This window comes from Microbacterium sp. NPDC058342 (assembly GCF_042723935.1).
Lineage (GTDB): Bacteria > Actinomycetota > Actinomycetes > Actinomycetales > Microbacteriaceae > Microbacterium.
In genome coordinates this window covers 356610-380404 of the sequence record NZ_JBHXID010000001.1, presented here as the reverse complement: position 1 = coordinate 380404, position 23795 = coordinate 356610, and the positions used below count along the sequence as shown (strand labels likewise).

Sequence of the window (23795 nt, the reverse complement as noted above, 5' to 3'; positions counted from 1 at the left end):
TTTCACTCGCTCTCGGACGGAGGACGGATGCTGTCGCCGAGGATCCCGGCGAGGGCGGACTCGATGAGGGAGGCGCTCAGGGGCGCGTCGTCGATGCGGGAGTGCCACAGCACTCCGTCGATGAAGATCGCTGCGGCGGTCGCACGATCGCGGCCGTGGTCGGCGACGAGGAATCCGGCCATCTGCTCCGACCAGCGGCGGGCGAGCTCGCGCAGCTGCGGGTCGTTGACCGCGGCGGTCACCACGGCGCGGTCCGCTTCGAGCGCGCGGGCGTCGGCGAGACCCTGCAGGATGAGATCGGTCAGCACCGCGGGGGTCGTGCCGCGCACGGCGAGGGTGGCACGGATGCCCTCGACGCGGGCGTCGATCTCGGCGGCGAGGTGGCGCAGCGCCTCACCGCGCAGTTCGTCGAGCGTGGCGAAGTACTGCGTGGTCGCCCCGAGGGGGACCCCGGCGCGCGCGGCGATGGACCGGTGGGTGAGCGCGCCGACGCCGGTCTCGACGATCAGCTCTGCGGCGGCCGTGACGATCACACGGCGCCGGGTCTCCGGGTCGCGCCTGCGGCGCGGTGCGGCATCCGACATCCCACCCCCTTCTGTACAGATGTACATTACGGGGCTAGGAAGGTGCTGGGAGCTCAGACGGAGTCTCCCACCGCCAGCCCGAGCGCCGCCGCGGCGAGGCCCAGCACCAGCATCCCCGCGGCGTTGAAGGCGGATGCCCCGCGCTCGCCGTCGCGCCACAGCGCGACCGTGTCGATCATCGCCGTGCTGAAGGTCGTGTACCCGCCCAGGAAGCCGGCGCCGACGACGAATGCCGCGTCGGGCAGCATCCCGATGACGATCCCGAGCGCGAACGACCCGGTCGTGTTGATCACGAGCACCCCCCAGGGGAAGCGAGTGCCGGCCACCCGCCCGATGCCGAGGTCGACGAGGTACCGCACGGCCGCGCCGAGACCGCCGCACGCGGCGGCGAGCAGGAACACCAGCGGACTCATCGGAGCACCCGCCGGCGGCCGAGGCGCATGCCCGCTGCTGCAGCGGCCACGCCGAGAACGATGCTGGCGACCACGTAGAGCGATGCGAGCAACGGTGCCGACGACCACATCACCACGCTGTCCACCGCGAAGGCGCTGTAGGTCGTGAACCCGCCCAGCACTCCGGTGCCGAGGAAGACCCGCAGATCGGAGGCCGGCAGGCGGGCGGTGAGGATGCCCAGCGCGAGCGACCCGACGATGTTGGCGCACAGCGCGCCGAGGGCGGCGTCGGGAATGAGCATCCCGAGACCCAGCCGCGCGGCGGTGCCCAGCATGCCGCCGACCGCGACGAGCACCGCCCGGCGCGCGACGGTGCGCACAGCGGTCGGGGAGGTCACGGCGTCACTCTAGTCGCCGAGCCCGGGCGCTCGGCCGCGGCGTTACGTAGACTCGTGGAACGGCTGCCCGCTCCGCCCGAACGAGCGCACACCGCCAGGAGGACGACGCCCGCGTGCTGACGAGAAGGATCTTCGGATGGTCCCGCCTGCTCGGCGCGATCGTGTGCCTGGTCTCGCTCACGCACCGGATGCTGTGGGGCATGGGATCGCAGACCCTGGCCAGCGACAACTTCTTCGCCTACCTGACGATCCAGTCCAACGTCGCCTTCACGGCGCTCTCCCTCGTCGCCGGGGTCATCGCGCTGCGTCGCGCCGAGGACCCGCCGTGGCTGACCAGCGCCCGCGCACTGGTGCTCAGCTGGACGACCACCGCAGGCCTCGCGTTCTCGATCATCGTCTGGCAGGCGGGGCTGCGCGGCATCCCGATCACTGTGCCGTGGTCCGATGTGGTCCTGCACTACGTGCTGCCCGCTCTCGCCGTCATCGCCTGGCTGATCGGCCCCGGGCGCCGCACCGCATCGTGGCGGGTGCTGCCCTTCGTGCTGCTCTACCCGGTGCTGTGGGGCGTCTTCACGATCGTGCGGGGCCGGTTCATCGGCTGGTACCCGTACTACTTCCTCGACCCGCGGCAGGTGTCCGGCCTGCCGGAGATGGCGATCTCGTGCCTGCTGGCGCTGTCGATCTTCGCCCTCGTCGCGACGTCGCTGGTGCTGCTCAGCCGGGTGCCGGTGCGCCTGGCGCCGTGGGGTGAGATCAGCCCTTCTCCTCAGCCGGCGGAGCGAAGAAGGCCAGCGACTGCCGGGCGGCGGCACGCGACTGCCGGTCGCTGAGCGCCGCGAACTGCTCGGCCTCGGGGCCGCCGACGATGCCGACCAGCACCGGCTCACCGGTGGCCGGCAGCAGGTTCAGCCAGGTGCGGATGAGCCCGTCGCCGCCGACGACGTGCCAGATCGGTTCCTCGGCATCCCAGAACGGCTCCTCGAAACGCATCCACACCGTCTCGATGAACCCGGATGCCAGAGCGGCGATCGCACCGCGGTGCGAGAAGGGCAGCGCCGGGGCGAACTCGATCCCCTGCCGCTGCAGCACCCCGATCGGTGCGGTGACGATCACACGGTCGAACGAGAGCGCCTCGCCTGTTCCCAGGCGCAGGCTCACCCCGGTGTCGTCGTAGGCGACGCGCACCACGGGCGACGCGAGGGTGACCTCGAGATCGTCGAGGTACGCGTCGAAGAACGCGCCCAGGTCGTCGGTGGTGCCTGTGAGGGCATCCGACGCGAACGCGGGCGGGTACCAGCTCGAGGCCCGGGCGGGATCGGCGCCGGTGGTGGCGGCGAGCCAGGCGAGGGATGCCATGAGCGCCGGGTCGTCGGGATCCGCGCCGTTGCGGGTGAGCGCCTCGGTGAGCGGGAGGTCGGAGGGGAGCGCCTGCGCCTTCTCCACGGCCTGCGCGATGGCTGTCCCGTCGACCGCGTCGACGCGGCCTTCCTCGGACCATCCGGTCGCGGGCTCGAGCTCGAGGTGGTTCTCGCCGAGAGTAGTGAGGCGGTCGCCCAGCGCGGCCACCTGTTCGTCGGTGATCAGCCAGGCGCCCAGCTGAGCGGGGATCGGCCAGTCGTCGCCGCTCTGGCTCAGGATGCGTCCGCCCGAGCGCTCCCGTGCCTCGAAGATCGTCACCGCGCGTCCGCTGTCGGCCAGCATCCGCGCCGCGACGACGCCGGCCGCTCCGGCGCCGATCACGGCGATCCGCTCCTTCTCGGCGCCCACCGACATCAGGTCGAGCGCTGCGCCGCGGCCGGAGTCGACGGCACCGAGCACCGTTCCCGGGTTGGTGGGGTCGAGCGCTTCGCCCGCGAAGAAGACACGATCGCTGATCGGTTTCGCGAGCGTCTCGCGCTGCGCCGGTTCGGCGCCGGCGGGAAGGTAGCTCACCGCCCCGTACGAATACGGATCGGTGGACCAGGTGCTGCGCGCCCAGGCCGCCGGCGCCGGCACCTGCGAGGGTGCGGTCGGCTCGGGCACCGGGATGCTCCGCGTCGGCTTCGGTGCGGGCTCGGGCGTGCATGCGGCGAGCAGCATCGCCACGGCGCCCGTTCCGGCACCGAGGAGCAGACTGCGGCGGGTGATGCTCATCGTCAGCCAGACTATCCCGGGCCCTCGCCGGGCCGCACGCCACTGCGCGGCCGGATGCTCGCCCGGGTGCTCGCCCGACCACGCGCGATCACCCGCCGACCGCCCGCGACCCGCCGACCACAGGAGATCGCACGAAACACAGGAGCCCCCGGCGGGCAGCATCCTGTGTTTCGTGCGATGTCCTGCGAATCGTGCGGCTTACAGATTCGCCTCCGCGTACACGCTCAGCGCGTCGCGGACGAATTCCGCGCCGGCGGTGCCTCCGTCGCGCGTGGCGTAGTTCGCCCCGAAGCGGGGGTCGGCGACGTACATCTCGCCGAGGCCGATCACGTAGCCCTTCACGTCGCCACCCGGGACGGATGCCGGGGTGCCCGGCACGCCGGTGAGCCACTCGACGTGACGACGGGCGACATCCTGCGCCTCGTCGGACGCCGGGTCGACGCCGCGCTCCGCGGCGGCGATCCAGTCCCGGCCCAGGTCGGAGACACACTGCTGCCAGGCCGCGCGCTCGTCATCGCTCAGACCGCGCCACCAGCGGTCGCCGTCGGCATAGGCCTTCGCGCCCCAGCGCTGCTCGACCTCCTCCTTGTACTCGGTGTGGTCGAAGCCGTCGAACATGTTCTCTGCCATGAGGTCCTTCCTCTCTGTCAATGCGGTGATGGTGGATTCGACGGAGGCGATCTGCCTGGCGAGACGCTGCTGCTCCTGCCGGAGCCAGCCGAGGTGCGTCTCGAGAGCGGATGCCTCGGCCCGGGCATCCGCTCCCGCCGACGCGTCCAGCACCCCGGCGATCTGCGGCAGGCCCAGTCCCAGCTCGCGCAGCAGCAGGATGCGCTGCAGGCGCACCAGCCCCGCCTCGTCGTAATGGCGGTAGCCGTTCGATGCGACGCGGGATGGCTCGAGCAGCCCGATGTCGTCGTAGTGACGCAGCGTTCTGCTCGTGGTTCCGGCGAGCCGGGCGATCTCCTGGATCGACCAGTCCATGCGCTTCCTCCTCGTGAATCCGTCGATATGACCACCGTAGAAGTTGACGCAGCGTCAAGATCAAGCGTTCTTCCTGGTAGTTTCCCGCACACCCTTGACAGAGTCGAGATATATCGTGTTACGCTCCCGATACGCGATATATCTCGATATCGCCTCAGACAGGAAGAGAACGACATGACCGAGAAGTGGCTCATCGCCCCGGGCGAGGAACGCGTCATCGACATCGCCTCCGCGTCCCGGCTCAAGGTCGGGCTCGTCGGCGGGCAGGTCGATGTCGTCGCGCACGACGAACCCGGCATCCGCATCGAGGTGCACGGTGTCACCATCAAGGACCTGCGCGTCGAATCCGACGGCACGCAGATCGAGATCGACCACCCGCAGATCGGCTGGGACAACTTCCTCGAAGTGTTCCGCAACTTCGGAGCCGGCGGCCCCAAGGCCGAGATCAGCGTGGCCGTGCCGCGTGCCATCGCGCTCACGCTGGGCGTGGTCAGCGCGGGCGCTCTCGTCTCGGGCATCCGCAACGACATGCGGCTCAACACCGTGTCGGGCGACATCATCGCCGACGACGTCTCCGGCGACCTGACCGCCAACTCCGTCTCGGGCGACGTGCAGCTGCGGGGCCTGTCGGGTTCGGTGAGTGCGAACAGCGTCTCCGGCGACGTCGCGGTGACCGGCACACTGCGCAAGGCGACCGTCGACACCGTCTCGGGCTCGATCCTCATCGACGCCATCGGCGACGCGAACACCATCAACCTGAACACCGTCTCGGGAGCCACCACCGTGCGCCTGGACGAGACCCTGCCCGCCCACTACGTGCTGCGCAGCATGAGCGGCAAGCTGCTCGTCGACGGCGTGGAGCGCTCCAGCGGCGGACCCAGCAGCTATTCCGGCCAGATGGGAGAGCTCGCCGGCAGCTTCGTCGATGTGCGCGCCAACACCGTCTCGGGCGGTATCACCGTGCTGCGTCGTCCGCGCGTGAGCGTGGCCGACGACGCCGAATGGGAGGAATCATGACACCCGCGGTCTTCTCGCACGGCGACCTGCGCCTGTACCTGCTGTCACTGCTGAACGAAGCGCCTCAGCACGGGTACGGCATCATCCAGGCACTGACCGATCGCACGGGCGGCACCTACACGCCCAGCGCGGGCACGATCTACCCCCGCCTGGCGAAGCTCGAGGAGGAGGGCCTCGTCACCAAGACCGTCGAGGGACGCACCACCATCTACGCCATCACGGATGCCGGTCGTGCCGAGCTCGCCTCTCGCGAGCAGGACCTCGCCGGCATCGAGGAGGGACTCGCCGACTCCGTGCGGCTGATCGCGAGCGAGGTGCGCCAGAGCGTACAGGAGGCCATGCGCAGCCTGCGGGCCGACCTGGCGACGGCCGCGCACGAGGAGAAGAAGTCCGCCAAAGAGCGCTCGCGCGCCGCGGGGATGAGCGACGAACGGGTCAGCAGCCGCGAGAACCTGCAGCGGGCGGATGCCTCGATCAACGCGTTCCGCGCGCAGGTGCGCACCGATCTGCGCACGCACGTCGCGAAGGGCGGGATGCTGGCGGCATCCGTCGTGAGCGAGCTGGAGCAGGCGATGGACGAGGCCTCGCGCGCCGTGACGCGCGCCCTTGCCACTCCACGCGACTGATCCGGAGCGCCGGCCGCGGCCCGTGCGCGCGGCGGGCGCGGGATCCCGCGCCCGCCCGGGTCGGCCCCTGTCGTCCGGGTGGCCGCCTGGTCGTCCGGGCTGGCGCCTCGACGTCCGCGTCGGCGCCCCCGTCGTTCCAGGTCGGCGCCCCGTCGTCCAAGTCGCAGTTCGTCCCGGTTTGCGGCCCCGCAACCCGCCCAGGTCGCAGTTCGTCCCGGTAAACAGGCGCCAAAGCGGGACGAATCGCGACCTGAACGACCGACCGGATGCCAAAGCGGGACCAATCGCGACCTGGAGCGGCACCCCCGGCCCGCAGCCGGCGTCCGGCATCCGACTCCGGTCGGCGACCGCCAGCCGAGTCGCAATTCGTCTCGGTATCCGCACCCGCATCCCGCCGAGGTCGCAGTTCGTCCCGGTAAACAGGCGCCAAAGCGAGACGAATCGCGACCTGGACGACCGGCCGGATGCCAAAGCGGGACGAATCGCGACCTGGAGCGGCGTCCCGGCCGGCAGCCGCCCCCCTGACCTGGACGACCGGCCGAAGGCCAAACCGGGACGAATCGCGACCTGGAGCGGCACCCCGGCCCGCAGCCGGCGTCCGGCATCCGACTCCGGTCGGCGGCCGCCGGCCGAGTCGCAGTTCGTACCGGTTTCCGGCCCCGGCGCCCGCCCAGGTCGCAGCTCGTCCCGGTAAATAGGCGCCAAAGCGGGACGAATCGCGACCTGGACGACCGACCGGATGCCAAAACGCGACGAATCGCGACCTGGAGCGGCACCCCGCCCCCGGCCCCCGCCGGCGCCTGAGTAACGCCGGACCGAGGAATCGGACCGGGCCGGCAGGCCGAGCCGTCGCCTACTCGGTCCAGATGTCCTTCTGCTCGTCGGGCACCTGTTCACCCTGCGGGATCACCAGCACGGGCCGATGCTGGCGATGCGCCAGGCGGGCGGCCACCGAACCGGTGAAGAACTCGCGGATCGACTCGCCGAGTCCGCGCTTGCGCGTGCCGATGACGATCAGCTCCGCATCGAGCTTGTTCGCGAGCTGCTTGATCGCGAGGGCGGGGTCGCCGACGAGCTGCCGCGCCGTCCACACGATGTCCTCCTTCCCCAGGGCGGACGACACCTCTCGCTGCACGTCCTCGAACTCCGCCACGCCGGCTTCGAGGTTCAGATCGATCGGAGCCGAGTGCACGTAGCCGTCCGGATCCTCGTACGTGACGAAGCGCGTCACATCGACGTGCACCACCACGAGCGGTGCACCGAGGAGCTTGGCGTAGCGCACGGCCTCGGCCAGCACGTGCGGCGGCTGCCCGGGCTGCAGGCCGACGATCACGGCCTTCTGCAGCGCGGCGTTCTGAGCCGCTTCGTCGGATGCTGAGTGCGTGGAATCTGTCATGGCGATCGTTCCCCTCACCGGCCGCAGGACGGCCTCAGGCTCTGGCGTGCGTGCTATCCTGAATGCTACTCTTACCGGCCTCGCGCCGGTGCCGTGAATATCATCGGGCCCCGCACAGCCCGCTGCTGAACTCGTAAAAAGGGGGTCTCGCGCATGGGCCGTGGCCGTCAGAAGGCGAAGCACACCAAGATCGCCCGCGAACTCAAGGCGTACAGTCCTGAGGTGAACTACTCGGCACTCGAGCGTGAGCTCGGGCATCCGACCACCGACAGTGACCAGTACGTCGACAAGTGGGCCGACGAGTACGAAGACGAGGACGAGGACGAGCTCGAGCGAGCCTGATCCGCCTCCCCGCAACACCGTCACCCTGGTCGACGAGCATCCGCTGGCTCGACCAGGGTTTCGTCGTGTCCCGGCGCCTCCCCCGGGCGCGCTGAGCGACGTCGACCGTCACCACGCTCCGCGGCGGCGCTCCCACTCGTCTTCGACGGTACGGCGCCGGCCCGCGAGCATGCCGGCCGGGATGCTCGCGATGAGCACTCCCCCGATCACCACCAGCGGCACGCTCCAGCCTCCGGTCGCGTCGTGCAGGACCCCGACGAGCACCGGGAAGAGAGCAGCGAGCACGTAGCCGACGCTCTGCACGAAGCTCGACAGCAGCACGGCGCTCTCCGGCGTGCGGGAACGGATGCTGATCAGCACGAGCGCCAGCGGGAACAGCAGGCCGACGATGCCGAACAACGCCACCCACAGCCACAGCAGACCCGGCAGCGGGGCGAGCAGCAGGCCGGCGATCCCGACGATGCCGCAGATCGCTCCGGTCAGGAAGAGCGGGCGCGTGGCGTGGAACCTCACCACGAGCACGGGGATGAGCAGCGATGCGGGCAGCCCCATGAACGCGAACAGCGAGAGCAGGAAGCCGGCCGTTCCCGGAGTGACTCCCGCGACGTCGATCACGATCACGGGGAGCCACGCGAACGAGACGTACGCCATGATCGACGATGTGCCGAAGACCACCGCCAGCGCCCACACCAGCGGGATCCGAGCGAGCCGGCCGAACAGACGCCGGCTGGTGGGGGACGTCGCGATCGGCCCCGTGGCGGTGAACACCGGATCGTCCTGAGTCTGCTCGTGCTCCGGCTCGCGGAGCGACTCCGCCGAGCCGGTGGATGCGCGCTGTCGCATCAGCATCACGAGCCAGGGGACGACGCCCGCGGCGGCGAAGACCGCCCACATCGCGAGCGAGAACCGCCAACCCGCGGCATCCGCCACGGGCACGGCGACCAGCGGCGGCACGAACGTCGAGAAGGCCATCGACGTCGTGTACAGCGTCATCATCAGTCCGATGCGATCGGCGAAGTACTTCTTCACCAGCGGCGGCATGAGGATGTTGCCCATCCCGACGCCGGCGAACACCAGCGCCGTCGCGAGCACCAGCCCGACCGAGTCGCCGATCACCCCGCGCAGGACCAGGCCGGCGGCGATCGCCGCCAGGGCGACCACGGTTATCCGCTCGAGCCCCAGCCGCTGTTCGAGGATCGGTGTGAGCAGGCCGAAGACGGCGAAGCACACGGGTGGCAGAGTGCCGATCAGGCCCAGCACGGCTGACGAGAGCGGGAAGTCGGCCGAGATCAGATCGATGACCGGAGAGAGGGATGCCACCGCCGAGCGCAGTGAGAACGCGCACAGCAGGATGCCGAGCACCGCGAGCGCCCGACCGCGCCAGAGCGGCTGAGCATTCACGCCGGCCCGCTTCGTGCGCCCTGTGCGCTGTGGGCGGACGTCACGACGTCTGCGACTTCTCGACCCACTCCAGGTACTCGGGGGTCACGGTGCCGGTGATGTAGCGACCGTCGAAGCAGCTCATGTCGAGATCGGTCAGCTTTGACCCCTCGATGATCGCCGCCTTGAGGTCCTCGACCTCCTGGTAGACGATGCGATCGCAGCCGAGCTCCTCGGCGATCTCGGGAATCGTTCGGTCGTGCGCGATCAGCTCGGCACGCGAGGGCATGTTGATGCCGTACACGTGCGGATGCCGCACGGGCGGCGCCGCCGAGGCGAAGATGACCGACGCGGCACCGGCGTCGCGCGCCATCTGGATGATCTGCTTGCTGGTCGTCCCGCGCACGATCGAGTCGTCGATCAGCAGCACGTTCTTGCCGCGGAACTCGGCCGACATGGCGTTCAGCTTCTGGCGCACGCTCTTCTTGCGCACGGCCTGGCCGGGCATGATGAAGGTGCGGCCGACGTAGCGGTTCTTGTAGAAGCCCTCGCGGTACTCCTTGCCGAGCTTGCGCGCGACCTCCATGGCTGATGGACGCGAGGAGTCGGGGATGGGCATCACGACGTCGATCTCGTCGAGCGGCACGTGCTTGGCGATGGTGTCGGCCAGCTTCTCGCCCATCCGCAGGCGCGACTCGTAGACCGAGACGCCGTTCATCACCGAGTCCGGGCGGGCGAGGTACACGTACTCGAATGCGCACGGGGTCAGCCGCGTGCCGTCGGCGCACTGCCGCGTGAACAGCTCGCCCTCGTTCGTGATGAACACGGCCTCGCCGGGCTCGACCTCGCGAACGACCTCGTAATCCGCGTTCTCGAGCACCAGGGACTCACTGGTGACGACCCACTCGTCGGCGTCGCCGGGCGTCGCCGTCGTGCGGCGGCCCAGGATCAGCGGCCGGATGCCGAAGGGGTCGCGGAACGCGAGAAGGCCGTACCCGGCGATGATCGCGATCACCGCGTACGCGCCCTCGATTCGGGCGTGCGTTCGGGCGACGGCCTCGAAGATGCGCTCGGGGTCGAGGTCGACCGCGGAGGTGGAGGTCTGCAGCTCGTGCGCGAGCACGTTCAGCAGCAGCTCGGTGTCGCTGGAGGAGTTCAGGTGCCGGCGGTCGCGCTGGGCCATGTCGGCGGTGAGCTCACGGGTGTTGGTGAGGTTGCCGTTGTGGATGAGCACGATGCCGTAGGGCGCGTTCACGTAGAACGGCTGCATCTCCTCCTCGTTGGAGGCGGTGCCCTTGGTGGCGTAGCGCACGTGCCCGAGACCGATGTTCCCCAGCAGGGAGCGCATGTCACGGGTGCGGAAGGCCTCGCGCACCATGCCCTCGGCCTTCGCCATGTGCATGACGCCGTTCGGCTCCGCGGTGGCGATGCCGGTGGCATCCTGCCCGCGGTGCTGCAGGAGCAGCAGCGCGTCGTAGATGTCCTGGTTGACGGGGCCGCTTCCGACCATTCCGACGATGCCGCACATGGGGTGTCAGTTCATCCCGTCCGCGTAGGCGCCGACCAGGCGCACAGCTCCACCATCGACGCCCTTGGCGCCCTCTTCGAATTCGCCTTCTGGGCGGGAGTCGGTGCGCACCGTCGCGACCTGCCAGGCGGCGATGCCCTGAGCTCCGATCGCCGCGATCGCCGCATCCTTGTGCTCGTCTGCGACGACGGCGAGGAAGCCGATGCCGAGGTTCCAGGTGCCCTCGGTGTCGATGATCGGGGTGCCCGCGACGTCGGCGAGAACACGGAAGACCGGACTCGGCGACCACGTCGAGCGGTCGACCTCGGCCCAGCTGCCCTGCGGAAGCACGCGAGCGAGGTTCGCGGCGATGCCACCGCCGGTCACATGGCTGAGCGAGTGCACGGCGCCCGCCGGAACGGTGTCGAGGAGCATCAGCAGCGGCGTCGTGTACAGCCGCGTGGGCTCGAGCAGCACCTCTCCCCACGTGGCGCCGAAGTCGGCGGCGTTGTCGCCGTACCCGATCCCGGCGTTCGCGACGATGTGGCGCACGAGAGAGTAGCCGTTGGAGTGCAGGCCGCTGGATCCCAGCGCGATGACGGCGTCGCCGTCCTGCACGCGATCGGCGCCGAGCACGGCATCCGCCTCGACCACTCCGGTCGCCGCTCCCGCGACGTCGTAGTCGCGCGGGCCCAGCAGCCCCGGATGCTCGGCGGTCTCGCCGCCGACCAGCGCGGTGCCGGTCGCGGCGCAGGCCTCGGCGATGCCGCGCACGATGTCGGCGATGCGCTCGGGCACGACCTTGCCGCACGCGATGTAGTCGGTCATGAACAGCGGCTTGGCACCGACCACGACGATGTCGTCGACCACCATGCCCACGAGGTCCTGGCCGATCGTGTCGTGCTTGTCGATGGCCTGGGCGATCGCGACCTTGGTGCCCACGCCGTCGGTGCTGCTCGCCAGCAGAGGACGCGTGTAGCCGAGCAGAGCGCTGGCGTCGAACATGCCCGCGAATCCGCCGACACCGCCGAGAACCTCGGGGCCGTGCGTCGCGCGCACCGATGCCTTCATGAGTTCGACGGCGAGGTCGCCGGCCGCGGTGTCGACGCCGGCCTGAGCGTAGGGGTTGGTGGGGGAGGCTGCCACCCTGACAGCCTACCGGCCCGCGGGTGGGCCGGGCGTCTTCGTTCCGTGCCCGACGCGCGGGCATCACAGCCTGATCCGGTGCACTCTGCTATGATGGGTGGTTGCGCGATGTTCCGCCGATCTCACCGGCGCAGCGCACATCCGGTCGGGGCATGAGTGGCCGGGTCGCACCGATGCGAGTCCAGCGCCCCCGACTGCACCGAGGCGGCAGCGTGCCGCCCGCCACACGAGTCAAGAATCATGAGCAGTATCCACACTTCCGCGCGCCCCGGCGCGCTCCTCTCCCAGCATCCGATGACCGAAGGCGCCGGCCTGGCCTGGCGCCAGGCGGATCACGACGTGTTCGTCGCCACCAACGAGGGCGAGTTCGCCGGCTTCGTGACGGTCGACCGCAATGCGCACGTCGTTCACGACAGCCACAGCCGCCGCATCGGCAGCTACCCGACCCTGGCCGCCGCCCGTCAGGCACTGGTGGATGCCACGCGCCCGCCGTCCCGCCGCCGCGAGCGGCTGCGCCGCCGCATCCTGTCCCGTCGCCGCTGAGCAAGTCTCCCCACCCGGATCCGGACCTCTGGCCACCGCGCCCCGCCCATCGCGGCCCCGCCTTCGACGGATGTGGCGCAACACGCGGCATCCATCCCACGGAGGCGACGATCCGCGCCACATCCACCGACCATCGCGCCCGCGCCGCGCCGCAGACGGGGCCACAGGCGCGTTCGTTCCATACCGTCGGGGACTTCCATACGATGGGGCCATGGTCGACAAGCCGCAGTGGCTGATCCGCGAGGACGCCGGTACCTCGGTGCTGGTCGCGCTCGCGCTGCGCCAGCTGCTGGGCATCCGCACGCCCGAGGACCTGCCGACCCTGCGCGGGCTGGAGGTGCGTCGTCCGGATGCCGCCGACGCCGACGACGCGCTCGAGACCCAGTGGCGCGAGTACTGGGACATGACCGTCGAACCGCGTGCGCACCGCTCGACCGTGCCGCTGGATCTCGTCGACGGATTCGACACCCTCGTGGCGCTTCCGACAGCCGGCGCCGAGGATCTGCGCGACGCGATCGTGCCGCATGCGCCCGCAACCCTGCGGTACGCGCAGGACGCGCACAACCGCTATGTCGAATCGGTCAGCTCGTCGGGCGGCGCGTACCGCGCCTACGCGAGCGCTATCGCCGAGTTCGAGCGCGAAGTGGGGCGCCGCGCGCACTCCTTCGAGCTGAACGTGCAGGTGCTGCCGTTCAGCCAGCGCGGCATCTGGTGGATCGGGGCGCTGAGCGTGGCCGTCACCGACGGACTGCGCAGAGACATCGTGGCGTTCGACGCGGCCATGCGGCCCGTGATCGCCGAGCTCGCCTGATCAGGCCGCGTCGTCCTCTTCGGTGACCCGCTCGTGCTCGACACGCACCACGCGGGCGTGCCGGCGCGCCGCGCGCTCCAGGATGAGCGCGACCACGCCGCCGAGCGCGATGCCGATGGGGACCGTCCACAGCAGCGCGAAGCCGAAGACCTGTCCGGGCGGGTAGACGACGTCGAGGGTCTTCGACGGCTCGTAGCTGCCCACGGCGGTGAGAATGCCGGCGACGATGACGCCCAGCACGACGCCGATCCCCAGGAACACGCCGTAGCGCGGGACCGGCCGGAGGGTGGCCTCGACCGTCTGGTTCACTGTGCTGCGGGACATGCATCCATTGTCCCACGCCACGCCTGGGGGCGGGTCAGCGGACCGCGACGGCCCACGCCCCGACCCCGTTCTCGTTGAAGCCCTCCGCGCCGATCGAGACTACCTGGCCGTCGCCGACGGTGCTTTCGAACCTGACGGCGCCGTCGGCGCAGCGCACCCGCTTCACCTCCGCTCCGGCGTGCGAATCGGTCGTGATGCGGACCTGCGCGTCCATCGTCTCGGCTCCGAAGCACGAGAACTCGATCGTGCCGATGCGAGCGGGCTCGTCGAGGTCGATGCGGACGCCCGAGGGGATGCCCCCGTCCTCTGCGCTCTGCACGTCCGCCGTCTTCGCTGCGAGCCCCGCCATCTGGCCGATGCCGGCATCGGCCAGCTGCCGGCGCTCCAGCCACCGTTGCACGTCGGTGGGATCGGCCGTCTCGGGTGCCGTGCATCCCACCAGGACCGATGCCAGCAGCACCACCGTCCCCACCGCCGCGATCCGTCTCATGCCTCCGACGCTATCGGCTCGGTTGCGGAACCGGGTGGCATACGCGAGACGGATGCGCGTGTGCGTCATCCGGAAACGGGTTCCTCGCGGGCGGCGGCGGGGGGCTCACGGGCGCAGCGGGAGCAGGTCCGACAGGTCGGCGCGGGTGCCGGATGCCAGCACGCGGCCGGCGGCGAGGGCATCCGTCCAGTGCTGCGCGCCCGTCGCGAGGGCGATCCAGGTCGCCGCGTCCATCTCCACGACGTTCGGCGGCGTTCCCCGGGTGTGCCTCGGCCCCTGCACGACCTGCACGGCGCCGAATGGCGGCACGCGCACCTCCACGCTGTTGCCGGGCGCCTTCTCATCGAGCAGCTGCAGAAGATAGCGCACCGCCGTGGCGGTCGTGGCGCGGGATGCGTCGCCGGCCGACACCGCGGTGAGTGCGGCACGGCCGTCGTCGACATCGATCCTGCGGGCGGGCATGACTCCAGGCTACGACCCGGCTCCGGGCGAGCGGGCATAGGCTCGACGGGGATGACGGACACAGCTGAGATGCACGATGCCGACGGCACACTGCGCGGTGCGCGCGCCGAGCTCCTGCACGCCGCGCGCACGGCATCCGGATGGATACCGCAGTACCCGCCGGGCACGACGCGCCCCAACCCCGCCTCGGTGCTCGTCCTGTTCGGACGACTCGACAGTGTCCCTGCTCGCACCGACGATGCCACGGTGGCGGCCGATCTCGACGTGCTGCTGCAGCGCCGAGCCGCCACGCTGTCGTCTCATCCGGGTCAGGTCTCCTTCCCCGGCGGCGGACGCGACGACGCGGATGCCGACGCCGTCGCCACGGCGCTGCGCGAGGCGCAGGAGGAGACCGGCCTGGACCCCGAGGGCGTCGAGGTGCTCGCCTCGCTGCCCGAGATCCCCCTGGCGGTGAGCAACTTCCTCGTCACCCCCGTCCTGGGCTGGTGGCGACGGCCGTCGCGGGTCGCCGCGGTCGACCACGCCGAGACGGTGGAGGTCTTCCGTATTCCCGTCGCCCAGCTGCTCGACCCCGCCAACCGATTCACCTCGGTGCTGCACCGCGACGGCGTGACCTATCGGGGGCCGTCGTTCGAGGTCGACGGCACGGTGGTGTGGGGGTTCACCGCGGGCATCCTGGACGCCCTGTTCGAGGCGACCGGCTGGACGTTGCCGTGGGATTCCGGCCTCGAGCGCCCCGTGACCGTCTGAACCCTCGACGCCGTCGCGACGGTAACCCGCACGAGGGCCGCCGGTAGGCTTGCGGGCATGAAGATCCTCGTCCTCGGTTCCGGTGCGCGCGAGCACGCGATCATCCTCTCCCTGCGCTCGGAGACCACTGAGCACGAGATCTTCGCCGCGCCCGGCAACGCGGGCATCGCCCAGGACGCCACCCTCGTCGACGTCGATCCGCTGGACGGGGCCGCGGTCGCCGCGTTCTCGAACGAACGCGGCATCGACCTGGTCGTGATCGGTCCCGAGGCGCCGCTCGTCGCGGGGGTCGCCGACGTGCTCCGCGAGCGCGGCATCCCCGTGTTCGGGCCGGGAAGGGCCGCCGCACAGCTGGAGGGCTCGAAGGCGTTCGCGAAGAGGATCATGGATGCCGCGGGCGTGCCCACCGGGCGCGCTGTGCGCGCGACGTCCGTCGCCGAGGCGGAGGCCGCGCTCGACGATCTCGGTGCTCCCCATGTCGTCAAGGCCGACGGTCTCGCCGCGGGCAAGGGCGTGATCGTCACCGCCGACCGGGCCGAGGCGCTCGCGCACGCCGAGCACTATCTTCTCTCCGGGCCGGTGCTGGTCGAGGAGTTCCTCACCGGTCCCGAGGTGTCGCTCTTCTTCCTCAGCGACGGCGACACGGTGCGGCCGCTGGCGCCCGCGCAGGACTTCAAGCGCGCGTTCGACGGCGACGGCGGGCCGAACACCGGCGGCATGGGCGCCTACTCTCCACTGCCGTGGCTGACCGAGCAGTTCGGCAGCATCGACGCGTTCGTCGACGAGGTGACCGAGACGATCGCGCTGCCCGTCATCCGCCGGCTCGACGCCGAGGGCACCCCGTTCATCGGCCTGCTGTACGCCGGCCTCATCCTCACCCCCGGCGGCGTGCGCGTGATCGAGTTCAATGCGCGCTTCGGCGACCCCGAGACCCAGGTGGTGCTGCCGCGCCTTCGCACGCCGTTGTCGCAGCTGCTGCTCGCCGCGGCCTCCGGCACGCTGGAGGACCAGCCGCGGCCCGAGTTCGCCGACGACGTCGCGATCACGGTCGTCCTCGCCAGCGAGGGGTACCCCGAGGCTCCGCAGACCGGTCGCATGATCGAGGGACTCGCGCAGGCGGCGTCGGTCGACGGTGTGAAGATCGTGCATGCGGCGACCGCCGGCCCGGATGCTCCCGGTGGTGCGCTCATCGCGACCGGGGGCCGGGTGCTGAACGTCGTGGCGACGGGCTCGGATTTCGCGGATGCCCGGGAGCGCGCCTACGACGCGATCGGCCGCATCGCGCTCGACGGCGCCCACTACCGGCACGACATCGCGGCTCGCGTCGCGGAGTGAGCCCACGCGACGACTCGTCGCGTGGGGATGCCCGGCTCAGACAGGCTTCTCCTGGATGCCCCAGGGCGAGCCGTACCCGGCCGGGGCCGGTGCCGCCAGCAGCTCGAGGAACGGACGCGCGTCGAAAGCCTCGGGCCCCAGGATGCCGGTACCCGACCATGCACCGCGCGCGAGCAGCTCGAGGGCGATGACCGGGTTGATCGCCGTCTGCCAGACGACCGCCTGCGAGCCGTACTCCGCCATCGTCCACTCGTTGTCGGCCACGTGGTACAGGTAGGTCGAACGGGGAGTGCCGTCCTTTCCCGTGCCGCGCACCCAGACCCCGGCACAGGTCTTGCCGCTCATGCGATCGCCGAGGGTGGCGGGGTCGGGGAGCACGGCGGCGACGACGTCGCGCGGAGAGACCTCCACCCCCTTGACGGTGACCTTCTCGGTGCGATCGAGCCCCAGCCTGTTCAGCATCTTGAGGATCTCGATGAACTCGTCGCCGAGCCCGTACTTGAACGTCACGCGCTTGGCCGAGGTCCAGCGCGGCATGAGCAGGACCTCCTCATGCTCCACGTTCACGCACTCCACGGGGCCGATGCCCTCGGGAAAGTCGAAGACCTCGGGCTCGGAGAACGGAGCCGTGGTGAACCAGCCACGATCCTTCTCGTAGATCACCGGCGGGTTCAGGCACTCCTCGATCGTCGTCCAGATCGAGAACGACGGCGCGAAGTCGTACCCGGCGACGACGAGGTTCGCGCCGTCTCGCACGCCGATCTCATCGATCTCCCGGAACAGCTCGTCCTCGGCGTAGCGCGCGAACACGTCTGACAGCCCGGGCTCGACGCCTATGCCGACCACCGCGAGACGCCCGGCATCCGTCCATTCCCGCGCCTTCGCGAACTGCTCGTCGCCGAGCTTGACCCCGGTGAGCTCGAAGGGCCGCTCCGGATGCCTCTGCGACAGACTCATCGCCATGTCGAGGTACACGGCACCGGCGGCGAAGCATCCGTCGAAGATTGGCATGACGAAGCGCGGGTCGACGGCGTTCAGCACGTGGGTCGCACCGTGTTCGCGGATGAGTGCGGCGACGGAGTCAGCCGACGACGCGTCGACCTGTGCCGCAGACAGGCGCTCGTCGCCCATCCCGGCGATGAGCGCCTGAGGCCGGGCGGGATCGTAGTCGGCGACGATCAGGCTCTCGAAGAAGTCGCGGCGCACCGCGATCCGCACGGCCGCCGACCCCACTCCCCCGGCGCCGATGATGAGGATGCGCATGTCAGACCCCTTCGTCCCGTGCATCCGACCCTAGGTGATGCGCACTGTCGAGTCCAGCAGCGAATCGACTCGAAAGCGACGAAATCCGAAGGCTTGCGTGAGTTGAGCCACGATTTCGCCGCCGGAGCGAGCGATCCACGTCGAATCGCAGCGGCTGGCTACAGCTCGATCCAGTACTGGCGCACGCGCGTCGCGGGAGCACTCGCCGCGTCAGCGGGCCGATCGATCGTGTCGTGCAGCACGCCACCGGCACCCTCGATCGTGCGCGAGGAGCCGGTGTTGTCGTCGTCGCAGGTGAGCATGACCCGGTGGTACCCGTTACTGCGGGCCCGATCGAGCACGAGCGCGAGCGCCGCGCGTGCGATGCCACGGCGGCGGCGGGAGGGCCGCACGGCGTAGCCGATGTGCCCGCCATAACTGCGCAGCCACTCGTTCAGCTCACGCCGGAAGGAGATGAAGCCGACGACCTCGTCGCCCTCGGTGATCCAGAAGTAGTCGCAGGGCACGTGACCCTCGGGGAGGGCTGCGCCGGGGCGACCGTACAGCTCGGCCTTGGCCGCGAACGCCTCACAGGCGGCGAGGTCGGGAACGACACCGGCGTCGAGGCCCGCGCCGTCGATGTGCGCTCCGCCGAACTCGGCGACCGCGGCAGCCCAGGAGTCGAAGAGGGACGGCGAGGGAGAAGCGAGCGCGATCGTCATCGGGTCATCCCATCACGTCCGTTCCGCGGTGGCGAAATCCGGCGCTCAGCCTCGGCGCACGTAGTACCAGTTCGCGAGGAACCAGCAGATCACCAGCGCGAGGAACGTCACGATGCTCGCCCAGCGCGAGACCGGGTCGGTATCGACGATCGCGTGCAGCATCAGCTGCGCGGCGCTGACCACCAGCGCGATGACGCCGACGGCAGCGAGGCCCTTCACCGCGGCGGCGCGGTCGCGCTCATCGGCGTACTCCAGCGCGTTCACGCGCTCGAGATCGCCCGAGCCGCCGCGGCGTGCGAGGATCGCGCCGAGACCCCCGCCGATCGCGCCGAGCAGCAGCGCGACGCCCGCGATCGTCTGCCCGAACACGAGGCACAGCAGCGATCCGACCGCGCACACGGCCACCAGCACGGAGTTGACGGGCGACATCGGCCAGCTCAGCCGACGCCGCCGCCGGGCATCCCCGGCCTCGTCATCCATCGACATCGAAGATCTCTTCCACGGTGGAACCGAAGTGGCGCGCCAGGTGCACGGCCAGCGTCAGCGACGGGTCGTAGCGGCCGGTCTCGATCGCGTTGATGGTCTGCCGCGAGACGCCGACCGCCGTCGCCAGAGCCTGCTGCGAGAGGCCGCCCTCCGCCCGGAGCTCCTTGACCCTGCTGCGCACGTCTCCACCGTAGGCGAAGGGGTCCGCACTGTAAAGCACGCTTGACACAAGGGTGGCATGTAAAGCATGCTTGTCATGTCAAACAGGCTTTACATCTCCGGAGGTCCATCATGCAGGAAGCGCTCACCGATTTCACGCAGTCCCTTCCCCTCTGGCTGCAGTGGGCGGGCGTGATGCTCGCAGCCGCGATCCCGTTCATCGAGTCCTACTTCGGCACCCTGATCGGGATCATCGCCGGCGTACCGCTGCCGATCACGCTGCTGGCCGCCGTGCTGGGCAACACCGCATCCATGCTGGCCTTCGTGTTCGCCGCCTCGGCCGCGAGGGCGAAGGTGCTCGCCCGGCGCGCCGCCGGCGAGGCGCCGGCCGAGCCGTCGCCTCGCCGCGAGAAGGTCAAGCGCATGTTCGACCGCTTCGGCGTCCCCGGCGTGAGCCTGCTGGGTCAGACCGTGCTGCCCAGCCAGATCACGTCGGGGATGATGGTGTCCTTCGGCGCGAGCCGCAACGCCGTGATCCTGTGGCAGATCATCTCGATCATCGTGTGGGCGATCATCTTCGCGCTGATCGGCATGGGAGGCGTCGCCCTCCTCCGCTGACGCCGCGCGGCTGCGCGCGCCGCACGGCGGGCATCCGGTTCCGTGCGCTCAGCGCAGCTCCGCCTCGCTCCTGCCGCGGTAGCGGCCGATGAAGAGGGATGCCACGAGCGCGACGCCCATCACGCAGGCGGGCAGCAGCATCGTCTGCGCCATGCCCGCCGAGAAGCCCTCGGCGATCGCATCGGGCATCTTCCCCCCGCCGCCGAGACCCGCGGGCGCCTGGTCGAGACCCGGCAGGTTCGCCTCGAGACGCGCCTGCATGAAGGCGGCGATCGCCGACGAACCGACCACCGAGCCGATGGTGCGCGTGGTGTTGTAGATGCCCGCGCCGGCGCCGGCCTGGCGCGGCGGCAGGTTGCGGGTCGCCTCGGTGGCGAGCGGTCCCCACATGCCGGCGTTGCCGATGCCCAGCAGCGCCGAGGGCAGCAGGAACATCCAGGTCGGGGTGTCCACGTTCATCAGCGACGCGTTCCACAGCACGCCGCCGGCGACGAAGAGCAGACCGGGCACGAGGATGAATCGCGGGTCGACACGGTCGAGCAGGGATCCGGCGAGGGGCGCGAGCGCACCCGAGATCACCGCCATCGGGATCATCAGCAGCGCGGATTCGGTCGGCGTGAGTCCGCGCGCCAGCTGCAGGAAGAACATGAAGGGCAACGACATGCCGGTCACCGTGAAGCCCACCGCGGCGATGCCGAGGTTCGACGCCGAGAAGTTGCGATCGCGGAACAGCGCGAGGGGCACGAGCGCCTCGCTCTTCGTCCTCCACTGCTGCAGCACGAACACGATCAGCAGCACGACGCCGGCGCCGATCAGTCCCCACACCGAGATCGGGCCCGTGATCGTGCCCCAGTCGTACTTCTCGCCCTCCTGCAGGCCGAAGACGATGAGGAACAGCGACACCGCGCTCAGCACCACACCGACGACGTCGAAGCGGTGCGGATGCGTCTGGAGCCTCGGCACGAGCACCCACGCCATCACGAAGGCGACGACGCCGACGGGGACGTTGATGAAGAAGATCCACTCCCAGCCGAGCCCGTCGACGAGCACACCGCCCAGCAGCGGACCCACCAGGGTGGCGACGCCGGCGGTGGCGCCCCACAGGCCCATGGCGGCGCCGCGGCGCGCGGGCGGGAACGTACGGGTGATCACGGCCATGGTCTGCGGCGTCATGAACGCCGCCCCCAGCCCCTGCACGGCGCGCGCGGCGATCAGCCCCTCGAGCGTCGTCGACAGGCCGCACCACAGCGAGGACGCCGTGAAGATCACGAGCCCGATCAGGTAGATGTTCTTCGGTCCGAAGCGGTCGCCCAGGCGTCCCGTGATCAGCAGCGGCACGGCGTAGGCGAGCAGGTAGGCGCTGGTCACCCACACCACGTTGTCGAGGTTGTTGGTCTCGGGGTCGAGTGCCGCCTTGATGGCCGGGTTCGCGACGGACACGATCGTCGTGTCGACGAGGATCATGAAGAACCCGATCACGAGCGCCCAGAGTGCGGGCCAGGGACTCTTCGGCTTGTGTCCGTGCGCGTATGTCCCCGTGGAGGGTCCGCGCGTATCGGCAGGCGACGAGGATGAGGGGGAGTCGGTCACCCGGTAACGCTACACCGGGACGCGCGCGCGCCCGCGAGTGGGAGGATGTACCCGTGAGCGAAGCACAGAGCATCCCCGGCTGGCGGCACATCTACTCCGGAAAGGTGCGCGACCTGTACGCGTCGGAGGATCCGGGCGACACCCGCATCCTCGTCGTCGCCTCCGACCGGGTGAGCGCATTCGACCACGTGCTCTCCCCCGGCATCCCGCAGAAGGGCGAGCTGCTGACGAGCCTGAGCACCTGGTGGTTCGGCAAGCTGGCCGACGTGCCCAACCACATCGCCGAGGGCGAGATCCCGGATGCCGTGGCCGGGCGCGCCATGCTCGCGATGGCCCTCGAGATGCTGCCCATCGAGTGCGTGGTGCGCGGATACATCACCGGCACGGGCTGGGCCGAGTACGTCGATCGAGGCACGGTCTGCGGCATCCCCCTTCCCGCCGGCCTCAAGAACGGCGACCGCCTGCCCGAGCCGCTGTTCACCCCCGCCTACAAGGCGCCCATGGGCGAGCACGACGAGAACATCACCTTCGAGCGGGTCGTGGAGTTGGTCGGCGCCGAGCGCGCGTCGCAGCTGCGGGACACGTCGCTGTCGCTGTATCTCCGCGCCGCGGACGTCGCCGAGCAGAAGGGGCTGATCCTGGCCGACACCAAGTTCGAGTTCGGCACGGATGCCGAGGGCACGCTGCGCGTCGCCGACGAGGTGCTCACCAGCGACTCCTCCCGCTACTGGGATGCCCAGAGCTGGCGTACCGGCACGACGCCCGAGGAGCGCATGGCCAGCTTCGACAAGCAGATCGTGCGCGACTGGCTCGCCGACAACTGGGACAGGCAGGGCGAGCCGCCCGCGCTGCCCGAGGAGATCGTGGCGCAGACCGCCGCGCGCTACCGCGAGCTCATCGAGCGCCTCGCGGGCTGAGCGCGCCCCACGGGGGCGATAGTGTTTCCTCGGCGCTGAGCTTGTCCCGACCGCGCCGTCCGATCCCCGAGGAGCCCCCATGCCGCTGTGGAACATCCACGGCAACGGTCGCACTGTCGCGCCCGGCGCCGTCGTCCGTCCCGACGAGAGACTGAATTGGCCCGCCACGATCGCGATCGGCGTGCAGCACGTCGTCGCCATGTTCGGCGCCACGTTCCTCGTGCCGATCCTCACGGGCTTCCCGGTGCCCACGACGCTGCTGTTCAGCGGCGTCGGGACGATCCTGTTCCTGCTGGTCACGCGCAACAAGCTGCCCAGCTACCTGGGCTCGTCCTTCGCGTTCATCGCCCCGGTCACCGCGGCCACCGCATCGGCGAGCATGAACTCGGCACTCGCCGGCATCGTCGCCGTCGGCGTGCTGCTCGCGATCATCGGCGTCGTCGTGCACACCGTCGGCGTGCGCTGGGTCGACCGCTTCCTGCCGCCGGTGCTCGCGGGCACGATCGTCGCGCTGATCGGGTTCAACCTCGCCGGCGCCGCCCGCGGCAACTACGAGGTGTCCCCGTACACGGCGACCTTCACCCTGGCGATCACCATCCTCTTCGCCGTGGTCTTCCGCGGCTTCCTCGGTCGCATCTCGATCTTCCTCGGCGTGATCGCCGGGTACGTCTTCGCGGCGGTACGCGGCGAGCTCTCGATCCCGAACCCTCTGCTCGACGGCAAGACACCCCTGGAGCTGATCGACGAAGCCGCCTGGATCGGCCTGCCGGAGTTCCACTACCCCGACTTCGCCGCGCCCGGCACGTGGTCGGCGATGGCGATGTTCCTGCCCGTCGTGCTCGTGCTGATCGCCGAGAACGTCGGCCACGTGCGCGGTGTCGCCACCATGGTCGAAGATCCCGCGATCAACAGGCAGACCGGCAAGGCGCTGATCGCCGACGGCGTCTCCACCTCACTCGCCGGGTTCTTCGGCGGCTCGGGAACCACCACCTACGGCGAGAACATCGGCGTGATGGCATCCACTCGCGTCTACTCCACCGCGGCGTACTGGGTGGCCGGCATCACCGCGATCCTGCTGAGCATGTCGCCCAAGTTCGGCGCCGTGATCAACTCGGTGCCCGCCGGCGTGCTCGGCGGCGTCACCACAGCGCTGTACGGTCTGATCGGCGTGATCGGCATCAAGATCTGGGTGGACAACCGGGTCGACTTCTCGCGCCCGGTCAACCAGTACACGGCGGCCGTGGGCCTGATCGTCGCGGTCGGCGGATTCATGATCAAGGACACCGAGTCCGGCTTCGAGCTGGGCGGCATCGTCCTCGCCACCATCGGGGCGATCCTCATCTACCACCTGGGCAACCTCATCGCCCGGCTGCGGCGGTCGGGTGCCGACGACCCGAAGCCGCTCGAGGCGGTGGGCCCGCTCGGGGGAGATCCGGCCTGA

Annotated in this window: 28 protein-coding genes; 11 read left to right on the top strand and 17 right to left on the bottom strand. The window is 70.2% G+C overall.

Going from position 1 to position 23795, the window contains the following annotated elements:
* Nucleotides 1-2 precede the first annotated feature (2 nt).
* The 3 genes from ACFWHT_RS01760 to ACFWHT_RS01750 are packed head-to-tail and all read right to left on the bottom strand — an operon-like array spanning nt 3 to nt 1374.
* Nucleotides 3-584 (bottom strand): TetR/AcrR family transcriptional regulator, encoded by a 582-nt coding sequence (locus tag ACFWHT_RS01760; protein ID WP_378824892.1) that lies wholly within the window; start codon nt 582-584, stop codon nt 3-5.
* A 53-nt stretch (nt 585-637) separates the two neighbouring features.
* Entirely contained in the window at nt 638-997 is a 360-nt protein-coding gene (locus ACFWHT_RS01755; protein ID WP_378824890.1) for a fluoride efflux transporter FluC, read from the bottom strand.
* On the bottom strand, nt 994-1374 hold the full coding sequence (locus tag ACFWHT_RS01750; protein ID WP_378824889.1) for a fluoride efflux transporter FluC: 381 nt from the start codon (nt 1372-1374) through the stop codon (nt 994-996). The genes ACFWHT_RS01755 and ACFWHT_RS01750 overlap by 4 nt, the downstream gene beginning before the upstream one ends.
* A 113-nt stretch (nt 1375-1487) precedes the next feature.
* Here ACFWHT_RS01750 and ACFWHT_RS01745 point away from each other — a divergent pair, with 113 nt between their 5' ends.
* Nucleotides 1488-2204, top strand: coding sequence for a Pr6Pr family membrane protein (locus ACFWHT_RS01745; protein ID WP_378824887.1), 717 nt, complete (start codon nt 1488-1490; stop codon nt 2202-2204).
* On the opposite strand, the gene ACFWHT_RS01740 is transcribed toward ACFWHT_RS01745, so the two are convergent.
* Together ACFWHT_RS01740 and ACFWHT_RS01735 are read right to left on the bottom strand one after the other, a co-directional pair.
* Complete coding sequence (locus tag ACFWHT_RS01740; RefSeq protein WP_378824885.1) at nt 2128-3507, bottom strand: FAD-dependent oxidoreductase; 1380 nt, start codon at nt 3505-3507, stop codon at nt 2128-2130. The genes ACFWHT_RS01745 and ACFWHT_RS01740 overlap by 77 nt on opposite strands.
* 198 nt (nt 3508-3705) lie before the next feature.
* A complete protein-coding gene (locus tag ACFWHT_RS01735) occupies nt 3706-4491 on the bottom strand; it encodes a MerR family transcriptional regulator (RefSeq protein WP_378824883.1) in 786 nt (261 codons plus the stop codon).
* Between the two features lie 174 nt (nt 4492-4665).
* On the opposite strand from ACFWHT_RS01735, the gene ACFWHT_RS01730 reads away from it, so the two are divergent.
* Together ACFWHT_RS01730 and ACFWHT_RS01725 are read left to right on the top strand one after the other, a co-directional pair.
* Entirely contained in the window at nt 4666-5508 is an 843-nt protein-coding gene (locus tag ACFWHT_RS01730) for a DUF4097 domain-containing protein (protein WP_378824882.1), read from the top strand.
* Nucleotides 5505-6134, top strand: a complete 630-nt coding sequence (locus tag ACFWHT_RS01725) for a PadR family transcriptional regulator (RefSeq protein WP_378824880.1) — start codon at nt 5505-5507, stop codon at nt 6132-6134. The genes ACFWHT_RS01730 and ACFWHT_RS01725 overlap by 4 nt, the downstream gene beginning before the upstream one ends.
* Nucleotides 6135-6987: 853 nt before the next feature.
* On the opposite strand, the gene ACFWHT_RS01720 is transcribed toward ACFWHT_RS01725, so the two are convergent.
* Nucleotides 6988-7530 (bottom strand): universal stress protein, encoded by a 543-nt coding sequence (locus ACFWHT_RS01720; protein ID WP_378824879.1) that lies wholly within the window; start codon nt 7528-7530, stop codon nt 6988-6990.
* A gap of 153 nt (nt 7531-7683) precedes the next feature.
* Between ACFWHT_RS01720 and ACFWHT_RS01715 the strand changes: the two genes are divergently transcribed.
* On the top strand, nt 7684-7872 hold the full coding sequence (locus ACFWHT_RS01715) for a DUF3073 domain-containing protein (RefSeq protein ID WP_378824877.1): 189 nt from the start codon (nt 7684-7686) through the stop codon (nt 7870-7872).
* A gap of 108 nt (nt 7873-7980) precedes the next feature.
* On the opposite strand, the gene ACFWHT_RS01710 is transcribed toward ACFWHT_RS01715, so the two are convergent.
* From ACFWHT_RS01710 to purM, 3 genes are read right to left on the bottom strand one after another with little or no spacing between them, the layout of a single operon-like run.
* The gene (locus ACFWHT_RS01710; protein ID WP_378824875.1) at nt 7981-9273 is read right to left on the bottom strand and encodes an MFS transporter; all 1293 of its coding nucleotides are present in this window, start codon (nt 9271-9273) and stop codon (nt 7981-7983) included.
* 40 nt (nt 9274-9313) lie between these two features.
* Nucleotides 9314-10780 carry an amidophosphoribosyltransferase gene (purF, locus tag ACFWHT_RS01705; RefSeq protein ID WP_378824872.1) on the bottom strand — a complete coding sequence of 489 codons (1467 nt, stop codon included), beginning with the start codon at nt 10778-10780 and terminating at the stop codon, nt 9314-9316.
* A gap of 6 nt (nt 10781-10786) precedes the next feature.
* The gene (gene purM / locus ACFWHT_RS01700) at nt 10787-11905 is read right to left on the bottom strand and encodes a phosphoribosylformylglycinamidine cyclo-ligase (protein WP_378824871.1); all 1119 of its coding nucleotides are present in this window, start codon (nt 11903-11905) and stop codon (nt 10787-10789) included.
* 240 nt (nt 11906-12145) lie between these two features.
* On the opposite strand from purM, the gene ACFWHT_RS01695 reads away from it, so the two are divergent.
* Both ACFWHT_RS01695 and ACFWHT_RS01690 read left to right on the top strand, forming a co-directional pair.
* Complete coding sequence (locus ACFWHT_RS01695; protein WP_378824869.1) at nt 12146-12448, top strand: hypothetical protein; 303 nt, start codon at nt 12146-12148, stop codon at nt 12446-12448.
* Nucleotides 12449-12659: 211 nt separating this feature from the next.
* On the top strand, nt 12660-13259 hold the full coding sequence (locus ACFWHT_RS01690; RefSeq protein WP_378824868.1) for a zinc-binding alcohol dehydrogenase: 600 nt from the start codon (nt 12660-12662) through the stop codon (nt 13257-13259).
* On the opposite strand, the gene ACFWHT_RS01685 is transcribed toward ACFWHT_RS01690, so the two are convergent.
* From ACFWHT_RS01685 to ACFWHT_RS01675, 3 genes are all read right to left on the bottom strand, one after another.
* Nucleotides 13260-13583: a potassium transporter Trk gene (locus ACFWHT_RS01685; protein ID WP_378824866.1), complete on the bottom strand. Its 324-nt coding sequence runs from the start codon at nt 13581-13583 to the stop codon at nt 13260-13262.
* Nucleotides 13584-13617: 34 nt separating this feature from the next.
* Entirely contained in the window at nt 13618-14073 is a 456-nt protein-coding gene (locus ACFWHT_RS01680) for a hypothetical protein (protein ID WP_378824864.1), read from the bottom strand.
* 105 nt (nt 14074-14178) lie between these two features.
* Nucleotides 14179-14535: a sterol carrier family protein gene (locus tag ACFWHT_RS01675; protein ID WP_378824863.1), complete on the bottom strand. Its 357-nt coding sequence runs from the start codon at nt 14533-14535 to the stop codon at nt 14179-14181.
* 51 nt (nt 14536-14586) lie between these two features.
* On the opposite strand from ACFWHT_RS01675, the gene ACFWHT_RS01670 reads away from it, so the two are divergent.
* Both ACFWHT_RS01670 and purD read left to right on the top strand, forming a co-directional pair.
* Entirely contained in the window at nt 14587-15285 is a 699-nt protein-coding gene (locus ACFWHT_RS01670; protein WP_378824861.1) for an NUDIX hydrolase, read from the top strand.
* A 57-nt stretch (nt 15286-15342) separates the two neighbouring features.
* Entirely contained in the window at nt 15343-16620 is a 1278-nt protein-coding gene (purD, locus tag ACFWHT_RS01665; RefSeq protein ID WP_378824859.1) for a phosphoribosylamine--glycine ligase, read from the top strand.
* A 36-nt stretch (nt 16621-16656) separates the two neighbouring features.
* Here the strand turns inward: purD and ACFWHT_RS01660 are convergent, their stop codons facing one another.
* The 4 genes from ACFWHT_RS01660 to ACFWHT_RS01645 all read right to left on the bottom strand — a co-directional run bounded on the left by ACFWHT_RS01660 (nt 16657) and on the right by ACFWHT_RS01645 (nt 19251).
* Nucleotides 16657-17883, bottom strand: coding sequence for a saccharopine dehydrogenase family protein (locus ACFWHT_RS01660; RefSeq protein WP_378824858.1), 1227 nt, complete (start codon nt 17881-17883; stop codon nt 16657-16659).
* A 158-nt stretch (nt 17884-18041) separates the two neighbouring features.
* Nucleotides 18042-18584 (bottom strand): GNAT family N-acetyltransferase, encoded by a 543-nt coding sequence (locus tag ACFWHT_RS01655; protein WP_378824856.1) that lies wholly within the window; start codon nt 18582-18584, stop codon nt 18042-18044.
* Between the two features lie 45 nt (nt 18585-18629).
* Nucleotides 18630-19070, bottom strand: coding sequence for a hypothetical protein (locus ACFWHT_RS01650; protein ID WP_378824854.1), 441 nt, complete (start codon nt 19068-19070; stop codon nt 18630-18632).
* Nucleotides 19057-19251: a helix-turn-helix transcriptional regulator gene (locus ACFWHT_RS01645; RefSeq protein WP_378824852.1), complete on the bottom strand. Its 195-nt coding sequence runs from the start codon at nt 19249-19251 to the stop codon at nt 19057-19059. Before ACFWHT_RS01645 ends, ACFWHT_RS01650 begins: the two co-directional genes overlap by 14 nt.
* A 110-nt stretch (nt 19252-19361) precedes the next feature.
* Here ACFWHT_RS01645 and ACFWHT_RS01640 point away from each other — a divergent pair, with 110 nt between their 5' ends.
* Complete coding sequence (locus ACFWHT_RS01640; RefSeq protein WP_378824851.1) at nt 19362-19847, top strand: hypothetical protein; 486 nt, start codon at nt 19362-19364, stop codon at nt 19845-19847.
* Between the two features lie 48 nt (nt 19848-19895).
* On the opposite strand, the gene ACFWHT_RS01635 is transcribed toward ACFWHT_RS01640, so the two are convergent.
* Nucleotides 19896-21311, bottom strand: coding sequence for a DHA2 family efflux MFS transporter permease subunit (locus ACFWHT_RS01635; protein ID WP_378827856.1), 1416 nt, complete (start codon nt 21309-21311; stop codon nt 19896-19898).
* Nucleotides 21312-21490: 179 nt separating this feature from the next.
* Here ACFWHT_RS01635 and ACFWHT_RS01630 point away from each other — a divergent pair, with 179 nt between their 5' ends.
* Together ACFWHT_RS01630 and ACFWHT_RS01625 are read left to right on the top strand one after the other, a co-directional pair.
* The gene (locus ACFWHT_RS01630) at nt 21491-22354 is read left to right on the top strand and encodes a phosphoribosylaminoimidazolesuccinocarboxamide synthase (RefSeq protein WP_378824848.1); all 864 of its coding nucleotides are present in this window, start codon (nt 21491-21493) and stop codon (nt 22352-22354) included.
* A 79-nt stretch (nt 22355-22433) separates the two neighbouring features.
* A complete protein-coding gene (locus ACFWHT_RS01625; RefSeq protein WP_378824846.1) occupies nt 22434-23795 on the top strand; it encodes a uracil-xanthine permease family protein in 1362 nt (453 codons plus the stop codon).